The organism is Agrococcus pavilionensis RW1 (genome assembly GCF_000400485.1).
GTDB classification, from domain to species: Bacteria; Actinomycetota; Actinomycetes; order Actinomycetales; family Microbacteriaceae; genus Agrococcus; species Agrococcus pavilionensis.
Map to the genome: position 1 here is coordinate 1 of NZ_ASHR01000017.1, position 14,736 is coordinate 14,736.

Sequence of the window (14,736 nt, forward strand, 5' to 3'; positions counted from 1 at the left end):
AACCAGCGCTGGGTGGCGGACTTCACCTACGTGCGCACCTGGGCCGGGTTCGCGTACGTGTCGTTCGTGATCGACTGCTTCTCACGCGCGATCGTCGGCTGGCAGGCCGCGACCACGAAGACGACGCCGTTGGTGACCACGGCGCTGCGGATGGGCCTGTGGCGGCGCGACCGAGCCGGCCGCCCGGCGCTCGACGGACTGGTCCATCACAGCGATGCCGGGTCTCAATTCACGTCCGTGAGCTTCGCCGAGACGCTCGCCCTGGAGGGCATCGCTGCGTCGATCGGCTCGATCGGCGACGCGTATGACAATGCCCTCGCCGAGTCGACGATCGGGCTGTTCAAGACCGAAGCGATTCGCGACGACTCGCCCTTCCGGACCGGTCCGCTCAAGCAGCTGGAGGACGTCGAATGGGTCACCGCTGAATGGGTCGACTGGTACAACGCCAGGCGCCTGCATTCCACCCTCGGCGACGTCCCTCCCGAGGAGTTCGAGGCCGCGTACTACGCTGACCTCGAAACGCCATCACACCCGGTGCTGGCACCCGCATAGGAGCGGCAGAGAACCGGGGACGGTTCACTTTGCGAACCTTCTGCTTAGAACAAGAGGCAATTGTGGTGCCGAACATCTCCGGGTTCTGAAGTGGTGGACGTCCGAGTTTGATTGACCCGGAACTAGACGGGTGAGGCAGCCCGACACCGTTCTACTGCACCTCGCCGCGAGACGGAACGAGCGGTCTCGCTAGCCGGGCGGTGCGCGACCTGGCGTGCGTCACGGCCCGCCGCTCACAGAACGCGGATGCAACCCGCGAGACATGCTATAATGTAGGTCTAACTACATAGTGTGCACGGTCGCTCGCCGGTTCGAATCCGGCGGCTGCTTATTGGCACGGCAGTGCTGCTTGTCCTCCTCGTCACAGCAATATCCGTTGTTTCGGCTTCAAGCCCCGATCTGGGAGGGGGGAGTCATATGACTGGTTCGGTTGTAGCGGTTCTTACCATTGCGTCGACATTTGTATCTGACATCTTCACGGGACTGGCAGTGGCGCAGGCGACCGTTGCTTTAAGGGGCAGTGCCCTGGGCGCCTCAGTTGATTGCTGAGGCGCCCTTTCTCTTGGCGGTCACGTTGTTCACGCTGTCCGCCGCTTCGCCGAAGAGGGCAGAGCGACAGGCGAGTTGAGGCGCTCGCCGGTCTCGCGCAGGTCGATGCGGCACGCTGGAGCCATGACGAACCCGACTGCCGCGATGCTCGTGATCGGCGACGAGATCCTCTCCGGGCGCACGCGCGAGGCGAACGCCTACCACCTGGCCGGTCGGCTCGGGAAGGCCGGGATCGACCTGCGCGAGATCAGGGTCATCCCCGACGACCATGCTGTCATCGTCGACGCGGTGCGCGCCCTCAGCGCTGCGCACACCCACGTCTTCACCTCCGGCGGCATCGGGCCGACGCACGATGACATCACGGCCGACGCCGTGGCGGATGCGTTCGGCGTCGGCGTCGAGGTGCGCGACGATGCGCGCGCCGCGCTGCAGGCGGCCGTCGGGCCGGGGCGCACGCTCACCGACGCGCACCTGCGGATGGCGCGCATCCCGCACGGCGCGGCGCTCATCGACAACCGCATCAGCGGAGCGCCCGGCTTCCGCATCGGCAACGTGCACGTCATGGCCGGCGTGCCCGCGATCTTCGTCGCGATGCTCGACGCGGTCCTGCCTGGGCTCGAGTCGGGGCTGCCGGTCGTCTCCGACGAGCTGCGCTTCGAGGTGGGGGAGGGCCGCATCGCCGAGCCGCTGCGCGACCTCGCCGCCGTGATGCCCGAGCTCAGCATCGGCTCCTACCCGTTCCACGACGCCGGCGTCTACGGCACCAACATCGTCGTGCGCGGCACCGACCCGGCGCGCGTGCGCGTCGCGATCGAGCGTCTCCGCGCGATCCGCGACGCCGATGGCTGAGCAAATGTGTCGATTCTTGGCTGTACTGAGCCTGGGGCGGTCGTTTGGGCGCTTGGTCGCGATCACCAAGAGATGCTGGCTCCGCTGCTGCAGCTGGTTTCGCAGGTTGACCACGCGAACTGCGGCGCCTAGTTGACACGATCACCGACTAGCTCCACGGCGGAGATGGCCATCGACGACGCCCCGCCTATGACTGATTGCCTCGGTCGGCAGACCTCGAACTGAACTCTCGATACTGTCTATGCCATGAGTGATCTGGTGCGAGCGTTGCCGATGGCTGAGTTGGGGAAACTCGAGCAGGTCCCGCTTCGAGAGGTCTGGAAGCACGAGGCCTCCGACTTCACCCAGTGGCTTGCCATGCCCGATAACATCGATCAGCTCGCGGAGGTGATCCTCGGCGGTGGCTCACTCACGGTGACCGACACAGAGGTCAACGTGGGCACCTACAGGGCCGACATCCTTGCCGTCGACTCCGAAGATCGCGTGGTCGTCATCGAGAACCAGCTCGAGCAGACTGACCATGATCATTTGGGAAAGATCCTTACGTACGGCGCGGGCAAGCAGGCTGAAGTGCTGGTATGGATCGTCAAGGATGCTCGCGAAGAGCACGAGAACGCGGTGAACTGGCTGAACGAACACACCGACGACTCGGTTCACTTGTTCCTGATTCAGATCGAGGCATGGCGTATCGGTGACTCCAGGCCCGCCCCACGCTTCAATGTCATTGCCAAGCCCAATGACTGGCTGAAAGTCGTCAGGCAAAGCACCTCTGCTGGTTCGGTCAGCGATCTGAAGCTCCAACAGCAGGCGTTCTTCGAGGAAGTTCGTGCAGCGGGCCTGGACGGAGCTCGCCACGTGAAGAGCTGGGCTAGACCGACCCCGCAACACTGGTATGACGTGCGCGTTGGATCCGGTAAGGGGCAGATCTCGATCACCTTGAACTCACAGAAGACGTATGTCGGCGTCGAGTTTTATGCGAATGCGAAGGAGACGTACTATTCACTTGAGACCCATAAGGGTGCCATCGAGGCGCAACTCGGAATGAAGTGTGAGTGGCAGGAACTCCCGACGAAGGCTGCAAGCAGAATCCTCGTGAAGAGGCACGGCGACTTCCGAGACGAGCTGGTGCGGGCAGAGCTTCGCGAGTGGGCGGTCGCGACCGTTGATAGGTTCGCGGACGTCTTCCCGCGGTACCTCTAGCGTCGGGTCCGAGGACCGGACGCGTCCGCGAGCAGGCTGGCTGCGTCTTGGTCGCTCACGGCAGAGACCCGGCACGTTTGGGCCGGGATCGAGACCGTCCGGGTGATCCGCGACGCGGTCGCCTGAGCGCCGCGTCGCCCTCAGGGTGCTTGCACCGGCTTCGCGAGAGGCTGGCGTGATGGATGCACAGGGGAGCGCGACGCAGGACGGCTTGGATCGGGTGCGGGTCCGCGGCGCTCGCGAGCACAACCTGCGCGGCGTCGACCTCGACATCCCGCGCGATGCGCTCGTGGCGTTCACCGGGATCTCGGGCTCCGGCAAGAGCTCGCTCGCCTTCGGCACGATCTACGCCGAGTCGCAGCGCCGCTACTTCGAGTCGGTCGCGCCCTACGCGCGCCGGCTCATGAGCCAGGTCGGGGTGCCCGACGTCGACGCGATCGACGGCTTGCCGCCGGCCGTCGCGCTGCCGCAGCAGCGCTCCGGCGGCTCGGCGCGCTCGACCGTCGGCAGCGCCACCTCCATCTCGAACGTCGTGCGCATGCTCTACTCGCGCGTCGGCACGTACCCGCCCGGCGCGCCGATGCTCTACGCGGAGGACTTCTCGACCAACACCGTGCAGGGCGCGTGCCCCACGTGCCACGGACTCGGCCAGGTGCACGACGTGCCGGAGTCGCTCATGGTGCCCGACGCATCCCTCACGATCCGCGAGGGCGCGCTCGCCGCCTGGCCGACCGCGTGGCACGGCAAGCAGCTGCGCGACAGCCTCATCTCGCTCGGCTACGACATCGACGTGCCGTGGCGCGAGCTGCCGCGCGAGCAGCGCGACTGGGCGCTCTACACCGACGAGTCGCCACAGGTGCCGATCTACACCGACCGCGGCCCCGCCGAGGTGCGGCAGGCGATCGCCGACGGCACCCCGCCGCGCTACATGAGCACCTTCCAGGGCGTGCGCCGCTACGTGCTGGGCACGTTCGCGGGCTCGAAGAGCGCCCGGATGCGCGAGCGGGCCGCGTCGTTCATCGTGAGCGTCGCGTGCCCCGAGTGCGGGGGTCGCCGGCTGAAGGGCGAGGCGCTCGCGGTCACGTTCGAGGGGCTCGCGATCACCGAGCTCGCGGCGATGCCGCTCGACGACGTCGCGGCGCTGCTGCGGGGCGTGCTCGAGCCCGACTGGCGGCCGAGCGGCGGCGACGGCCACCCCGAGCAGCTGCTCGCCGCCCGGCGCCTCGTGACCGACCTGCTCGCCCGCCTCTCGCCCATCATCGACCTCGGGCTCGGCTCGCTCTCGCTCGACCGCACCACCGCATCGCTCTCGTCGGGGGAGCTGCAGCGCATGCGTCTCGCGACGCAAGTGCTCTCGCAACTCTTCGGTGTCGTCTTCGTGCTCGACGAGCCCTCCGCGGGCCTGCACCCCGCCGACACCGAGTCGCTGCTGGGCATCCTGCGGCGGCTGCGCGACTCGGGCAACTCGGTCTTCTTCGTCGAGCACTCGCTCGACGTCATCCGCGAGGCCGACTGGATCGTCGACATCGGCCCGGGCGCGGGCTCCGAGGGCGGCACCGTCGTCCACTCGGGGCCGCTCGAGGGCCTCCGCGACGCGGAGGAGTCGGTCACCCGCCGCTACCTCTTCGACGCGCCGCAGCCTAGCCGCGAGCGCCGAGCCCGGCGTGAGGGCGACGGGGCGCTCGAGCTGAGCGGCGTCTCGCGGCACAACGTGCGCGACCTCTCGGTCGCGTTCCCGCTCGGCGCGCTCACCGCGGTGACCGGCGTCTCGGGCTCCGGCAAGTCGACGCTCGTCGTGCAGGCCCTCCCGGAGCTGCTGCGGGCGAGCCTCGCGAGCGAGGTCGACGACGCCTCCGCGGCCGACGACGGCGCGGCGCCCGCCGACCCGCTGACGCAGCGCGTCGAGGCCGAGACCGCCGGTCGCGCCCACGGGCCGGCGGGGCGGCTGCGCCGCGTCGTGCAGGTGAGCCAGCGGCCTATCGGCCGCACGTCCCGCTCGAACGTCGCGACCTACACCGGCCTCTTCGACCGCGTGCGGGCGCTGTTCGCCGCGACGCCGGAGGCGAGGCGGCGCCGCTACGCCGCGAGCCGCTTCTCGTTCAACCTGCCCGCCGGCCGCTGCCCGACGTGCAAGGGCGAGGGCACGATGGAGGTCGAGCTGCTCTTCCTCCCGACCGTGCACGCGCCGTGCACGACGTGCGGCGGCACCCGCTACAACGCCGAGACGCTCGAGATCGAGCTCGACGGCCGCTCGATCGCCGACGTGCTCGCCATGAGCGTGCGCGACGCCCGCGCATCCCTCACCGACGACGCCGAGGTCAACCGGCACCTCGACGCGCTCCTCGACGTCGGGCTCGGCTACGTCGCGCTCGGCCAGCCGGCGACCGAGCTCTCGGGCGGGGAGGCGCAGCGCGTCAAGCTCGCCGCCGAGCTACAGCGGGGCCAGCGCGGCGACACCCTCTACCTGCTCGACGAGCCGACCTCGGGGCTCCACGCCGCCGACGCCGACCGCCTGCTCGCGCACCTCCACCGCCTCGTCGACGGCGGCAGCACCGTCATCATGGTCGAGCACGACATGCGCATCGTCGCAGAGGCCGACTGGGTCATCGACCTCGGCCCGGGGTCGGGGGATGCGGGCGGCCAGGTGGTCGCGGAGGGCACGCCCGAGCAGGTGGCGACGAGCGCCGCGAGCCGCACCGCCCCCTACCTCGCGGCGGCGCTCGCCCGCTGATCACCGCGACCCGAGCGCCCGCGCACGGCACCGCATCCGTACGCTGTGCGCATGGAAGAGCGTGAGCAGCGCCGGAACCTCGGCGACAGCGACTTCGACATCGAGGACGCGCTGCTCGACGAAGCCGTCACGACCGTCGTCAAGGGCGCGGAGCGGCTGAACCGCAAGTGGCCCGAGCTCATCATCACGGGCATCTTCGGCGGCTTCGACGTGGGCCTCGGCATCCTCGCGATGGTGCTCGTCAAGCAGGCGACGGGCTCTGACATCCTCGCCGGCATGGCCTTCGGCGTGGGGCTGCTCGCGCTCAAGCTCGCGCACTCGGAGCTCTTCACCGAGGAGTTCCTGCTCCCGCTGAACGCCGTGATCGCCGGGCAGGGCACGTGGCTCCAGATGCTGCGCCTCTGGGCGGTGACGCTCGTCACCAACCTGCTCGGCGGGCTCGCGTTCATGGCGATCGTGGTCGTCGCCCTGCCGGACTACCACCAGACCATGATCGACTCGGCCGTCGGCTACATCGATCAGCCCTCGCTGCCCGTGATGATCGCGCTCGCGCTCCTCGCGGGCGCGACGATCACGCTGTCGACGCGGATGCAGCAGGGCTCGTCGGACGACGTCGTCGCGGTGGTCACGTGCACGATCTCCGGCCTGCTGGTGATCGGCTTCGGCATGCTGCACGGGGCGCTCAACGCCATCATCATCTTCGGCGCGATGCTCGCGGGCGCAGACATCTCGATCGGCGACTTCGCGCAGTGGTTCGCGATCGTCATCCCGTGCAACATGCTCGGCGGGCTGCTCATCATCTCGCTGCCGCGCGTCGCGCGGACGCTCCGGGTGCTGCGCGGCATCCGCGCAGCCTCGATCCCGCTCGAGAAGGCGGAGGAGCAGGCGAGCTGACGACGGGCGGCGGTAGCCCATCCGTCCGAGCAGCGGTCTCAGGCGCCACTCGGTTCACTCCCAGCGTGGAGCGACATCATCGATCCTGGAACTCCTGGGGCGCTCGATGCCTTGGACGAAGGCCACGCGAATGCCCCTCCGCAGCGACTGCGAGAGGGGCTCTCGCTGTTCGGGGCGGCGTCAGCCGACGCCCGCGCCAGCGCCGAACGGCGGGTGCAGCGCCACGGCGATCGCGAGGGCGACGACCGCCGCGCCGATCACGAGCAGGCTCGGAGCCAGCGGCGGGTTCGTCGTGCGCGGAGAGCGCCAGGCCAGCAGCAGAGCGGCCGAGATCGCGAAGATCGACCACGAGAGCAGCACCCACCCGAGCAGCCACGCCAGCTCGACCGGTGCCTCCGGCAGGACGTTCAGCGCCGCCGCGACCTGCAGCGAGACCGCGCCGAGCGCCGCGAGCACCGCGGCGACCATCGCCGGCACCCACGCGTCGTGGGTCGCGCCCGCCTTCAGCATGACGGGAGCGTAACCGCGTCTGCGACTGCTCCGCTAGGGGTCCGGAGCCGGCGTCACGCCTCGGCGCGCGTCTCGCCCTCCGGAGTCGGGTCGGCGACGGGCGTGACGAAGAGCTCGGCGATGCGATGCCGGTCGAGCGCCGTGACCTTCAGCAGCGCGCCGTCGATCCCCACGACGTCACCGACCTTCGCCAGGCGCCCGAGTCGCTCGAGGACGAAGCCGGCGACGGTGTCGGCGGAGCTGCTCGGCAGCCGCACGCCCGTCGCCTCCTCGAAGTCCTGGAAGTTGAGTCGGCCGTCGACCGTGCCGCCCTCCGTCGAGAGCTCGCTCGGCCCGGTCTCGGTGTCATACTCGTCGAAGATCTCGCCGACGACCTCCTCGAGCAGGTCCTCGAGCGTGACGATGCCGTCGGTGCCGCCGTACTCGTCGATGATGACCGCGATGTGGTGGCCCTCCGCCCGCATGGTCGCAAGCGTCGGCAGCACGCGCGCCGTCGCGGGGAAGTAGGGGATGGGACGGCCGATCTCGTCGAGGGTCGCGGCCGAGCGATCCTGCACCGCGTCGAAGAGGTCGCGCACGTGCACGAAGGCGGTGATGTCGTCGATGCCGCGATCGATGAGCGGGTAGCGCGAGTAGGGCTGCTCGCGCACGATCGCCGCCGCCTGCTCGACCGTCGCGGTGCCGTCGAGCGCCGCGACCTCGGGCCGAGGCCGCATGACCTCGCTCAGCTGGCGATCGCGGAGCGAGAGCACGTCGTCGAGGATGCGCCGCTCCTCGTCGGGGAAGCCCGCGTGGCTCGAGACCATGTCGCGCAGCTCCTCCTCCGTCATCTCCTCGCCCGTCTTGTGGGGATCGCCGCCCAGGAGTCGCACGACGAGGTTCGTCGAGACCGACAGGAACCAGATGACGGGCTTCATCACGATCGCGAAGCCGTTCAGGATCGGCGCGACGGCGTAGGCGAAGGCCGTGTTGCGCTGGATCGCGAGCCGCTTGGGCGCGAGCTCGCCGAGCACGAGCGAGAGGTACGCGATCGCGAGCGTCAGCACGACGGTCGCGACGGTGCCGGCGACCTGCTCGCTCAAGCCCAGCTGCCTCAGCAGCGGCGTCACGTACGGCGCGATCGAGGAGGCGCCGAACGCCGCAGAGGCGAAGCCGGCGACGGTGACGCCGATCTGCACGGCGGAGAGGAAGGTGTTGGGATTCCGGGCGAGCCCCGCCACCTTCTCGCCGCGCTTGCCTCGCGCGGCGAGCGCGTTGATCTGGCCCTCGCGGAGAGTGACGAGCGCCATCTCCGTCGCGGCGAACACGCCGCCGATCAGGACGAACGCCACGACGAGGGCGATGTTCGTCGCGAGATCCGCGCTCATCGGCGGAACTCCGCGTGCTGGGGCGCGCCCAGGGTCACCTGGGCGTTCGGACTATGACCGTCGGGGGCTTCCCGGCTCGCGTTGCGTCGCATGGAGGCAGGCTACAGCCGCATGCTATGCGGAGAACCGGCGGAGCGTCGGTCGCGCGCTCAGCTCTCGAGGCGGCGAGCGCAGTCGATGCAGGTCGTGGCCTGGGGCCGCGCCTCGAGCCGCTCGGGAGCGATCGGCTGACCGCACACGCTGCAGAGCGAGTCCTCGCCTCGCTCGTGCCGGGCGCTCGCCTCGTCGATCGCGGCCAGCGCCTCGAGCTGCGTCTGCCGGAGCCCTTCGAGTCGCGACCACTCGGAGGAGAGGGAGACGCCGTCGGGATCGTGCTCGTCGTCGTCGTTGAGGCCCTCGCGCATCCGTCGCAGCTCGACGAGCTCTCGCTCGACCTCGTCGAGGCGAGCGAGCACCTCGCGGCGGCGCTCCGCGATGCTGTCGGCGCGCGATGGCATGGGGCCAGGCTAGCCGTGGCCGCTGACGCCGCGGCTCGTCACTCGGGGCGCGGAGGCCGGCGGTTCTGCTTGGTCGCGGAGCGCCGGAGCTTCGCCTCGACCCGCCGACGCTGCGAGCCGCGCGTCGGGCGGGTCGCGCGGCGCGTCAGCCGCGGCACGACGGCCTCGCGGAGCAGGGCCGCGAGCCGGCGCCGCGCGGCGACGCGGTTGTCGAGCTGCGAGCGATGCTCGGAGGCGCTGATGGTGAGCACCGTGCCGGCGAGGCGCGGCGCGAGTCGGTCGAGCGCGCGCCGCCGCTGCTCGTCGTCGAGCGCCGTCGTCGAGCCGAGGTCGAGGCTCAGCTGCACACGGGAGTCGGCGGTGTTGACGCCCTGACCGCCGGGGCCGGACGACCGGGAGAACTGCTCGACGAGCTCGGTCGCCGGCACGCGCAGGCCACGCGGCGCCCCGGGGCCGGGCGGCACGAGCAGATCGTCCATGCCTCGAGTGTGCCCGTTCGCTCGCCGTAGTGGCTGCGCGACTACTGTCGCGAGCGACGATCGAGCCCGGCACGGATCATCGGGTGCGCCGACGGGCTCGCGACGACGATGGAGTGCGGAAGGAGGACCATGATCGGCACGCTGAACGCCCTCGTCGAGCTCGTCGAGCGCGACCCGGCCGCGCCGATCGACGCCGCTCGCTTCGCTCGAGAGCACGCGACGACCGAGTACCACGTGCGCCGCATGTTCTCGGCGCTCGCTGGCATGCCGCTGTCGGAGTACGTGCGACGGCGGCGGATGACGCTCGCAGCCGCGGACCTCGTGCGCGGCGCTCCGAGCCTGCTCGACGTCGCCGTGCGCTACGGGTACGGCTCGGTCGAGGCGTTCGGTCGCGCGTTCCGCGCCGTGCACGGCACCGGGCCGGCGGAAGCGCGCCGCAGCGGTGGTCCGCTCAGCACACAACCCATGCTCCGGTTCCGCCTGAGCGTCGAAGGAGGCACCCCCATGGATGTCACGATCACCGATCGACCCGCGCTCGCCCTCGTCGGCCACGCCGCCGAGGTGCCGCTCATCCACCGCGGCGTCAACCCGCACATCCAGGCGCACATCGCCTCGCTCCCGTCCGAGGAGCACGCGCGACTCAAGGGCCTGAACGACACCGACCCCGCCGGCATCCTCGCGGTGATGGCCGACATCCAGCCGGATGCGCCGGAGGGCTCGCCGCTGACCTACCTGCACGGTGTCGCGATGCACGCCGGCTCCGCGGTGCCCGACGATCTCGATGTCGTGCGCGCGGAGGCCGGCACGTGGGCGGTCTTCCGATCGAGCGGGCCGTTCCCCGAGGCGCTCCAGCAAATGATGGCGGCGACGGCGACCGACTGGTTCCCGTCGAACCCCTGGCGACTGCGGCCCGGGCCGTCGATCCTCCGCTACCTTGAGCTCACCGAGTCGCACGCGACGTGCCAGTACTGGCTGCCGATCGAGGCGGCGTGAGGGCTTCCGCGGTGTTGACGACACCGACCGAGATCGCAGCGCCGGAAGTGCGCAGAACTCCTATCGACATCAGCGATCGCGCCGTAGCGGCTCATCGATCACGACAATCCCGAAGTGAACCTCGACGATCAGACCGCTCTCTCGAACAAGGGAGTCCACGCTGAGCCGGCGACGCTGCCCCCACGCCAAAAGATCGGTGCAACGTTATTCGGACAGTTGAACTCGAAGAGGGTTAGCAGAGCGCGGCCCCCGTATCCGAGCGGGTTGTTCGGCAATAGCGAACTCCCGATGGAGCGCGTCATTTCCTCTGCGCGCGCACGCTCGTCATCCGAATCGAAGATGCCCGATGATGCCGAAAACGGCCGGAAACGGTCCCCGAGATAGGTGCCGCCGACCGTCTCGACACTGAGCACCCCCGAGCCTAAAGGCAAGTCCCGCTCGTCCGCGACGACGCTGGCGCCAACAACGACGTGCACCTTCTCAACCCAGTCCTCGCCCATGCTCGACACGTTCTCACTAATCCGATCGAGCTCCCGACCGAGGTGTGTTCCCGTGCCGCAGTAGTCATCGAGCAGGAAGAGGACGACGGTTCCCGAGTATGAACGGATACGATCCGTAAGGTCATCGGTCTTGACGATATTTGCTTTCTTGATGCCGAGAGACTTCGCCAACGCGCTTAGTGTGCCCTGAGTGCTGTCGCCAGGGACGCCGTGGTTAACCAGAATCGCGTTCTTGTAATACTGGTTGTTTGCTTCGCGAACAAGCAGTCGCGCGGCCTCTAACTTGGAAGCCGCTTGCGCCAGTCGAGGTAGTGCGGTGTTCTGCAGTCGAGTTGACGGGAAGTATCCATCCATGATCATTCGGCGCAGCATCTTGTACGCTAGGTACTGGCGGTCATGGCCGCCGAACTGTTCTAGCCAAGCCTTGATTCGAATCTCGGATATCGCCTCGCCGCGATAACGAAGATTCTTCGAGAGAGACACAAGATCCGAGTCAGTTATCATTCGTACTGTGGCAGTAGCGTGCTTAGAGTCTGCGTATACGCTGTCGAGAGCCCGCGCCCCTGCCGACTGAAGCCAGATTCCAACCAAAGGGATGCTGATAAGGAGGCGGTCCTCGGCCGGACTGCTGACAACTTCTCGAGATTTCAAGGTCGCGATGGACTGATTCAACTCCTCCGTGGTCGCGGTCTGGATCCACCGCTGCGCCAAGCCAGTAACTTCTTCAGCGCTCGCCGGTACTAGCGCCTCACCGCCGCATCGCGCGATCGACCTCAGTACGGCGCTGGCGACGATCGCCCGACGTGCATTGTGGTCGAGGCCGCTGGTGCTATCCGCCCATAGATGAATGAAGTGGGAGTCCGGAGCCTCGTTCGCCACGCTGACAGCCGCCTCGTTGACATCGGCCGAGGTCACCACGGACCGGGACATCTCCCGCATCATGAGCCAGATGCGTTGAGCCAAGAGCGTCTCGTAATAGGGGTTCCCGGAGCACAGGTAGTGGACGCGGTCTACGGATTCGACATCCCACTCGAGTTTCGTCGCTGTAGGCGTCTCGAGAAGCTCCGCAGTGGATGTCGGCGACGCGAAGTTCGTGACCGAGACGGGCACGACCTGGTTCAGCTTATGGGCTTGCGCCTGAATGATGGACGGCAGAACTTCGCTGCCAACGACGATCAGATTCAACCAAGGCTCGTCGACCAACGAACGCAAGAAGAGGAATAGAGTGTCTGCCTGCGGACCCTCCACGAGGTGACGCGGAAGTTCGTCGAAGTCGTCGATCGCAATCAGCACCCGTGCCTCCGCAGGCAACTTGCGGGACGCGGAGCGAAGCCATCGGTTGGCAACGCGCGCGAAGTTGCCCCCGTCTGGCGGTGCCAGCAGTGTCGGGTCGTCCAGCACGATCCCATACGCTTGCGAAACTGCGTCTTGGATTTCATCGAGTAGCGAGATGACGAGGTCTCCGGCCGATTGTCCGGGCCCGAGGGCACGGCCAAGAGCCAAGAGACTGCCCGCCCATCCGCGCGACTGCGACACCTCCCGGAGCAGGACGCGCGTCAGTGAGGTCTTGCCCACCCTCTTGTGGCCGGTGATGTACGCGGAAGCGTTTCCCGCGAGCAGCGCGTCGAGCGACTTCAGGTCATCCGCGCGACCGACGAGCCTCTCCGGCTCCGAGATTGTTCCAAGGTTGAACGGGTTCACATCCATCTGAGACCAAGTCACAGGCATCTGATCTTCGGCAGCAAGGGAAGTGCTCATCGTGAAGCTCTGCAGGAGCTGATCTGTCCAGTCCATAACGCATTCTAGACTGATGGCCCGTCGCGCAATTCCGGACGCCACAATCCTGGCGACGATCTCATTCGATGCTCCAGGCCCGAGCGTCTCGAGGGTCCCGCTTCCCGCCAGGCCGATTTCCGGAGCGGAGACCCGGAGTGTAATTTTCTCCGCGGTGGCGTTTCCCGTGTTGACGACTATGAATCGGATGTCGTACGCCGAGCCCTCCGCGGCACTGAACGGCAACTTCGACGACGCGAGCCGGACCGTGATGCTCGGGCGAGATATTTCGCCCAACCTCGCGATCGCCCCATCAGCACGCTCGCAAGCGATTGTGACTAGGGGTGCTATGAGGTCCTGTAGGAGTGCGCTACCGGAGTCGATGATGCGGCTTGACAGGAGATTCAAGTCCCGGCGAGCCTCGGATAGGTCGTGATGAGTTGTCGTTTCTAGTTCCGTGAGTCGCTCCGCCTCGGAGAACATCTCCTGCGCATCACGTACTATGGCGAGCTCCACTTCGTCCAGCCAGCCCGTGCGCAACGCGACTCCGTCTCGAACGACCAGACTGGGCGTCTGCGCTTGCCGAGCCCCCACGTAGAAGGTCTGAAAGACGCGTTGGTAGAGAGGCACTAGCTTCGCCGTCGCAGCAGCGGTGTTCTTCGCTTCCAGCGCATCGAGATCAAAATGTTCTTGCCAGGCCTGTCGAAGAGTCGCCTTTTCGGAGTTCGAGTACGCAGACAGGGCCACCTCGTGACCCACGGCGGCGACCAGCCGCAGCGTGTAGGCACACCATGCCCGTTGCGATGCAGGGTCGTTCGCGACGAAATCACCCAGAGCGTTGATCAACCAAGAATCCAGGCGGTGATCGTCGGGAACGCATCGGAGGGCCAGCTCACAGACAGAGGTCCAGGAACGACGCGCATCGCTGGCTTGGCCGCGTTCGATGCGGGCGAGTTCGACGACCAGGCGTAGCCAGTTCCACGTCCGGAGGGCATCCACGCCGGATGAAGGTCCCCAGGCCTCGCCCAGTTGCGCAAGCACGCCTTCGACCGCGCTTCTCGCGCTCTCAAAGTTGCCTCTCACGAACTCGGTCCACGCCAGTTCCGGATCCGAGTGGCGGTCGGTGCGGTACAGGGCTGGATCCCAGTTCGCGCCCGCCGCCACCAGTGAGTCGACGTGGCCGACGGCTTCGACAGACAACCAATGGGGAAGGTCGCTAACGCCGCTGCCTCTCCGAGGGGAACCGAAACGTTCCTGCGGCTGTACCTGATTGCGCAGCGGCCGCTCGCCGTCGCGCGGACGGAGCTCCCTACTGAACTGTCGCATGATCGAATCGAACTGCTCACGGGACAGTCCCAGTACCGAGAGCCAGTCGCTGTCGTGCAGATCGGGGCCGCTCAGCCGAACACGCACGGCGGCGGCCTCGGCGCGCTGAGGCCCGCTCGACGTGGGGAGTGTGTGGAACAAGTTCTCTGCTGCGGTGGCCAATGCCAACCGCTGCGAGGGTGTCAGACCCGGTGCGCTTAAGCTCGCTCTCAAGTGTGCGCCGAACCTGAATAGGAAGTCGCTGAACTGCTCCCGAGACCTTGCGCTTACCGCCTCTTCGAGCGCGACCTTCGCGAGCAATAGCCCTAGTCCGGGCTTGTCCGGCTTTTCGGTAGCTGCCAGCTCCTGCGCAAGTTCGGATGCGGTGCGACCCTTGTAGCGGCTAGCGAGCGTTGTCAGGCTTTCCCCAGCGGCGCGCGCTCTGCTTTGAATGAGGATGCGAGCAGACTCGTCCAGGTCATCAATCAGCATGGCGCTAACTGTAGGGCGCCCTCACGCTCAAGCGCTTGCTGCTGG

11 protein-coding genes are annotated in these 14,736 nt (G+C 67.7%); 6 read left to right on the plus strand and 5 right to left on the minus strand.

Going from position 1 to position 14,736, the window contains the following annotated elements:
- The 5 genes from L332_RS0114975 to L332_RS20295 all read left to right on the plus strand — a co-directional run.
- On the plus strand, nucleotides 1-552 hold a 552-nt coding region (locus L332_RS0114975; protein WP_041203883.1), incomplete at its 5' end, for an IS3 family transposase.
- 672 nt (nucleotides 553-1,224) lie between these two features.
- Nucleotides 1,225-1,950: a competence/damage-inducible protein A gene (locus tag L332_RS20280; protein ID WP_021010090.1), complete on the plus strand. Its 726-nt coding sequence runs from the start codon at nucleotides 1,225-1,227 to the stop codon at nucleotides 1,948-1,950.
- A gap of 246 nt (nucleotides 1,951-2,196) precedes the next feature.
- Complete coding sequence (locus tag L332_RS20285) at nucleotides 2,197-3,150, plus strand: DUF4268 domain-containing protein (RefSeq protein ID WP_021010091.1); 954 nt, start codon at nucleotides 2,197-2,199, stop codon at nucleotides 3,148-3,150.
- A gap of 178 nt (nucleotides 3,151-3,328) precedes the next feature.
- On the plus strand, nucleotides 3,329-5,881 hold the full coding sequence (locus L332_RS20290) for an excinuclease ABC subunit UvrA (protein ID WP_021064947.1): 2,553 nt from the start codon (nucleotides 3,329-3,331) through the stop codon (nucleotides 5,879-5,881).
- A 51-nt stretch (nucleotides 5,882-5,932) separates the two neighbouring features.
- Nucleotides 5,933-6,775: a formate/nitrite transporter family protein gene (locus L332_RS20295; protein WP_021010093.1), complete on the plus strand. Its 843-nt coding sequence runs from the start codon at nucleotides 5,933-5,935 to the stop codon at nucleotides 6,773-6,775.
- 180 nt (nucleotides 6,776-6,955) lie between these two features.
- Here L332_RS20295 and L332_RS20300 read toward each other — a convergent pair whose 3' ends face one another.
- From L332_RS20300 to arfB, 4 genes are all read right to left on the minus strand, one after another.
- Entirely contained in the window at nucleotides 6,956-7,285 is a 330-nt protein-coding gene (locus L332_RS20300; RefSeq protein ID WP_021010094.1) for a hypothetical protein, read from the minus strand.
- A gap of 53 nt (nucleotides 7,286-7,338) precedes the next feature.
- Nucleotides 7,339-8,652, minus strand: a complete 1,314-nt coding sequence (locus tag L332_RS20305; protein WP_021010095.1) for a hemolysin family protein — start codon at nucleotides 8,650-8,652, stop codon at nucleotides 7,339-7,341.
- A 149-nt stretch (nucleotides 8,653-8,801) separates the two neighbouring features.
- Nucleotides 8,802-9,149 carry a TraR/DksA family transcriptional regulator gene (locus L332_RS20310; RefSeq protein WP_021010096.1) on the minus strand — a complete coding sequence of 116 codons (348 nt, stop codon included), beginning with the start codon at nucleotides 9,147-9,149 and terminating at the stop codon, nucleotides 8,802-8,804.
- A 38-nt stretch (nucleotides 9,150-9,187) separates the two neighbouring features.
- Entirely contained in the window at nucleotides 9,188-9,628 is a 441-nt protein-coding gene (gene arfB, locus L332_RS20315) for an alternative ribosome rescue aminoacyl-tRNA hydrolase ArfB (protein WP_021010097.1), read from the minus strand.
- Between the two features lie 129 nt (nucleotides 9,629-9,757).
- On the opposite strand from arfB, the gene L332_RS20320 reads away from it, so the two are divergent.
- Nucleotides 9,758-10,621, plus strand: a complete 864-nt coding sequence (locus L332_RS20320; protein WP_021010099.1) for an AraC family transcriptional regulator — start codon at nucleotides 9,758-9,760, stop codon at nucleotides 10,619-10,621.
- A gap of 128 nt (nucleotides 10,622-10,749) precedes the next feature.
- Here the strand turns inward: L332_RS20320 and L332_RS20325 are convergent, their stop codons facing one another.
- On the minus strand, nucleotides 10,750-14,691 hold the full coding sequence (locus L332_RS20325) for an ATP-binding protein (RefSeq protein WP_021010100.1): 3,942 nt from the start codon (nucleotides 14,689-14,691) through the stop codon (nucleotides 10,750-10,752).
- Nucleotides 14,692-14,736: the final 45 nt, after the last annotated feature.

What these genes read in the sequence shown, in the direction of transcription:
- L332_RS20280 (WP_021010090.1), top strand. Translation starts at nt 1,225, where the DNA reads ATGACGAACCCGACTGCCGCGATGCTCGTGATCGGCGACGAGATCCTC.
- L332_RS20285 (WP_021010091.1), top strand. Translation starts at nt 2,197, where the DNA reads ATGAGTGATCTGGTGCGAGCGTTGCCGATGGCTGAGTTGGGGAAACTC.
- L332_RS20290 (WP_021064947.1), top strand. Translation starts at nt 3,329, where the DNA reads ATGGATGCACAGGGGAGCGCGACGCAGGACGGCTTGGATCGGGTGCGG.
- L332_RS20295 (WP_021010093.1), top strand. Translation starts at nt 5,933, where the DNA reads ATGGAAGAGCGTGAGCAGCGCCGGAACCTCGGCGACAGCGACTTCGAC.
- L332_RS20300 (WP_021010094.1), bottom strand. Translation starts at nt 7,285, where the DNA reads ATGCTGAAGGCGGGCGCGACCCACGACGCGTGGGTGCCGGCGATGGTC.
- L332_RS20305 (WP_021010095.1), bottom strand. Translation starts at nt 8,652, where the DNA reads ATGAGCGCGGATCTCGCGACGAACATCGCCCTCGTCGTGGCGTTCGTC.
- L332_RS20310 (WP_021010096.1), bottom strand. Translation starts at nt 9,149, where the DNA reads ATGCCATCGCGCGCCGACAGCATCGCGGAGCGCCGCCGCGAGGTGCTC.
- arfB (WP_021010097.1), bottom strand. Translation starts at nt 9,628, where the DNA reads ATGGACGATCTGCTCGTGCCGCCCGGCCCCGGGGCGCCGCGTGGCCTG.
- L332_RS20320 (WP_021010099.1), top strand. Translation starts at nt 9,758, where the DNA reads ATGATCGGCACGCTGAACGCCCTCGTCGAGCTCGTCGAGCGCGACCCG.
- L332_RS20325 (WP_021010100.1), bottom strand. Translation starts at nt 14,691, where the DNA reads ATGCTGATTGATGACCTGGACGAGTCTGCTCGCATCCTCATTCAAAGC.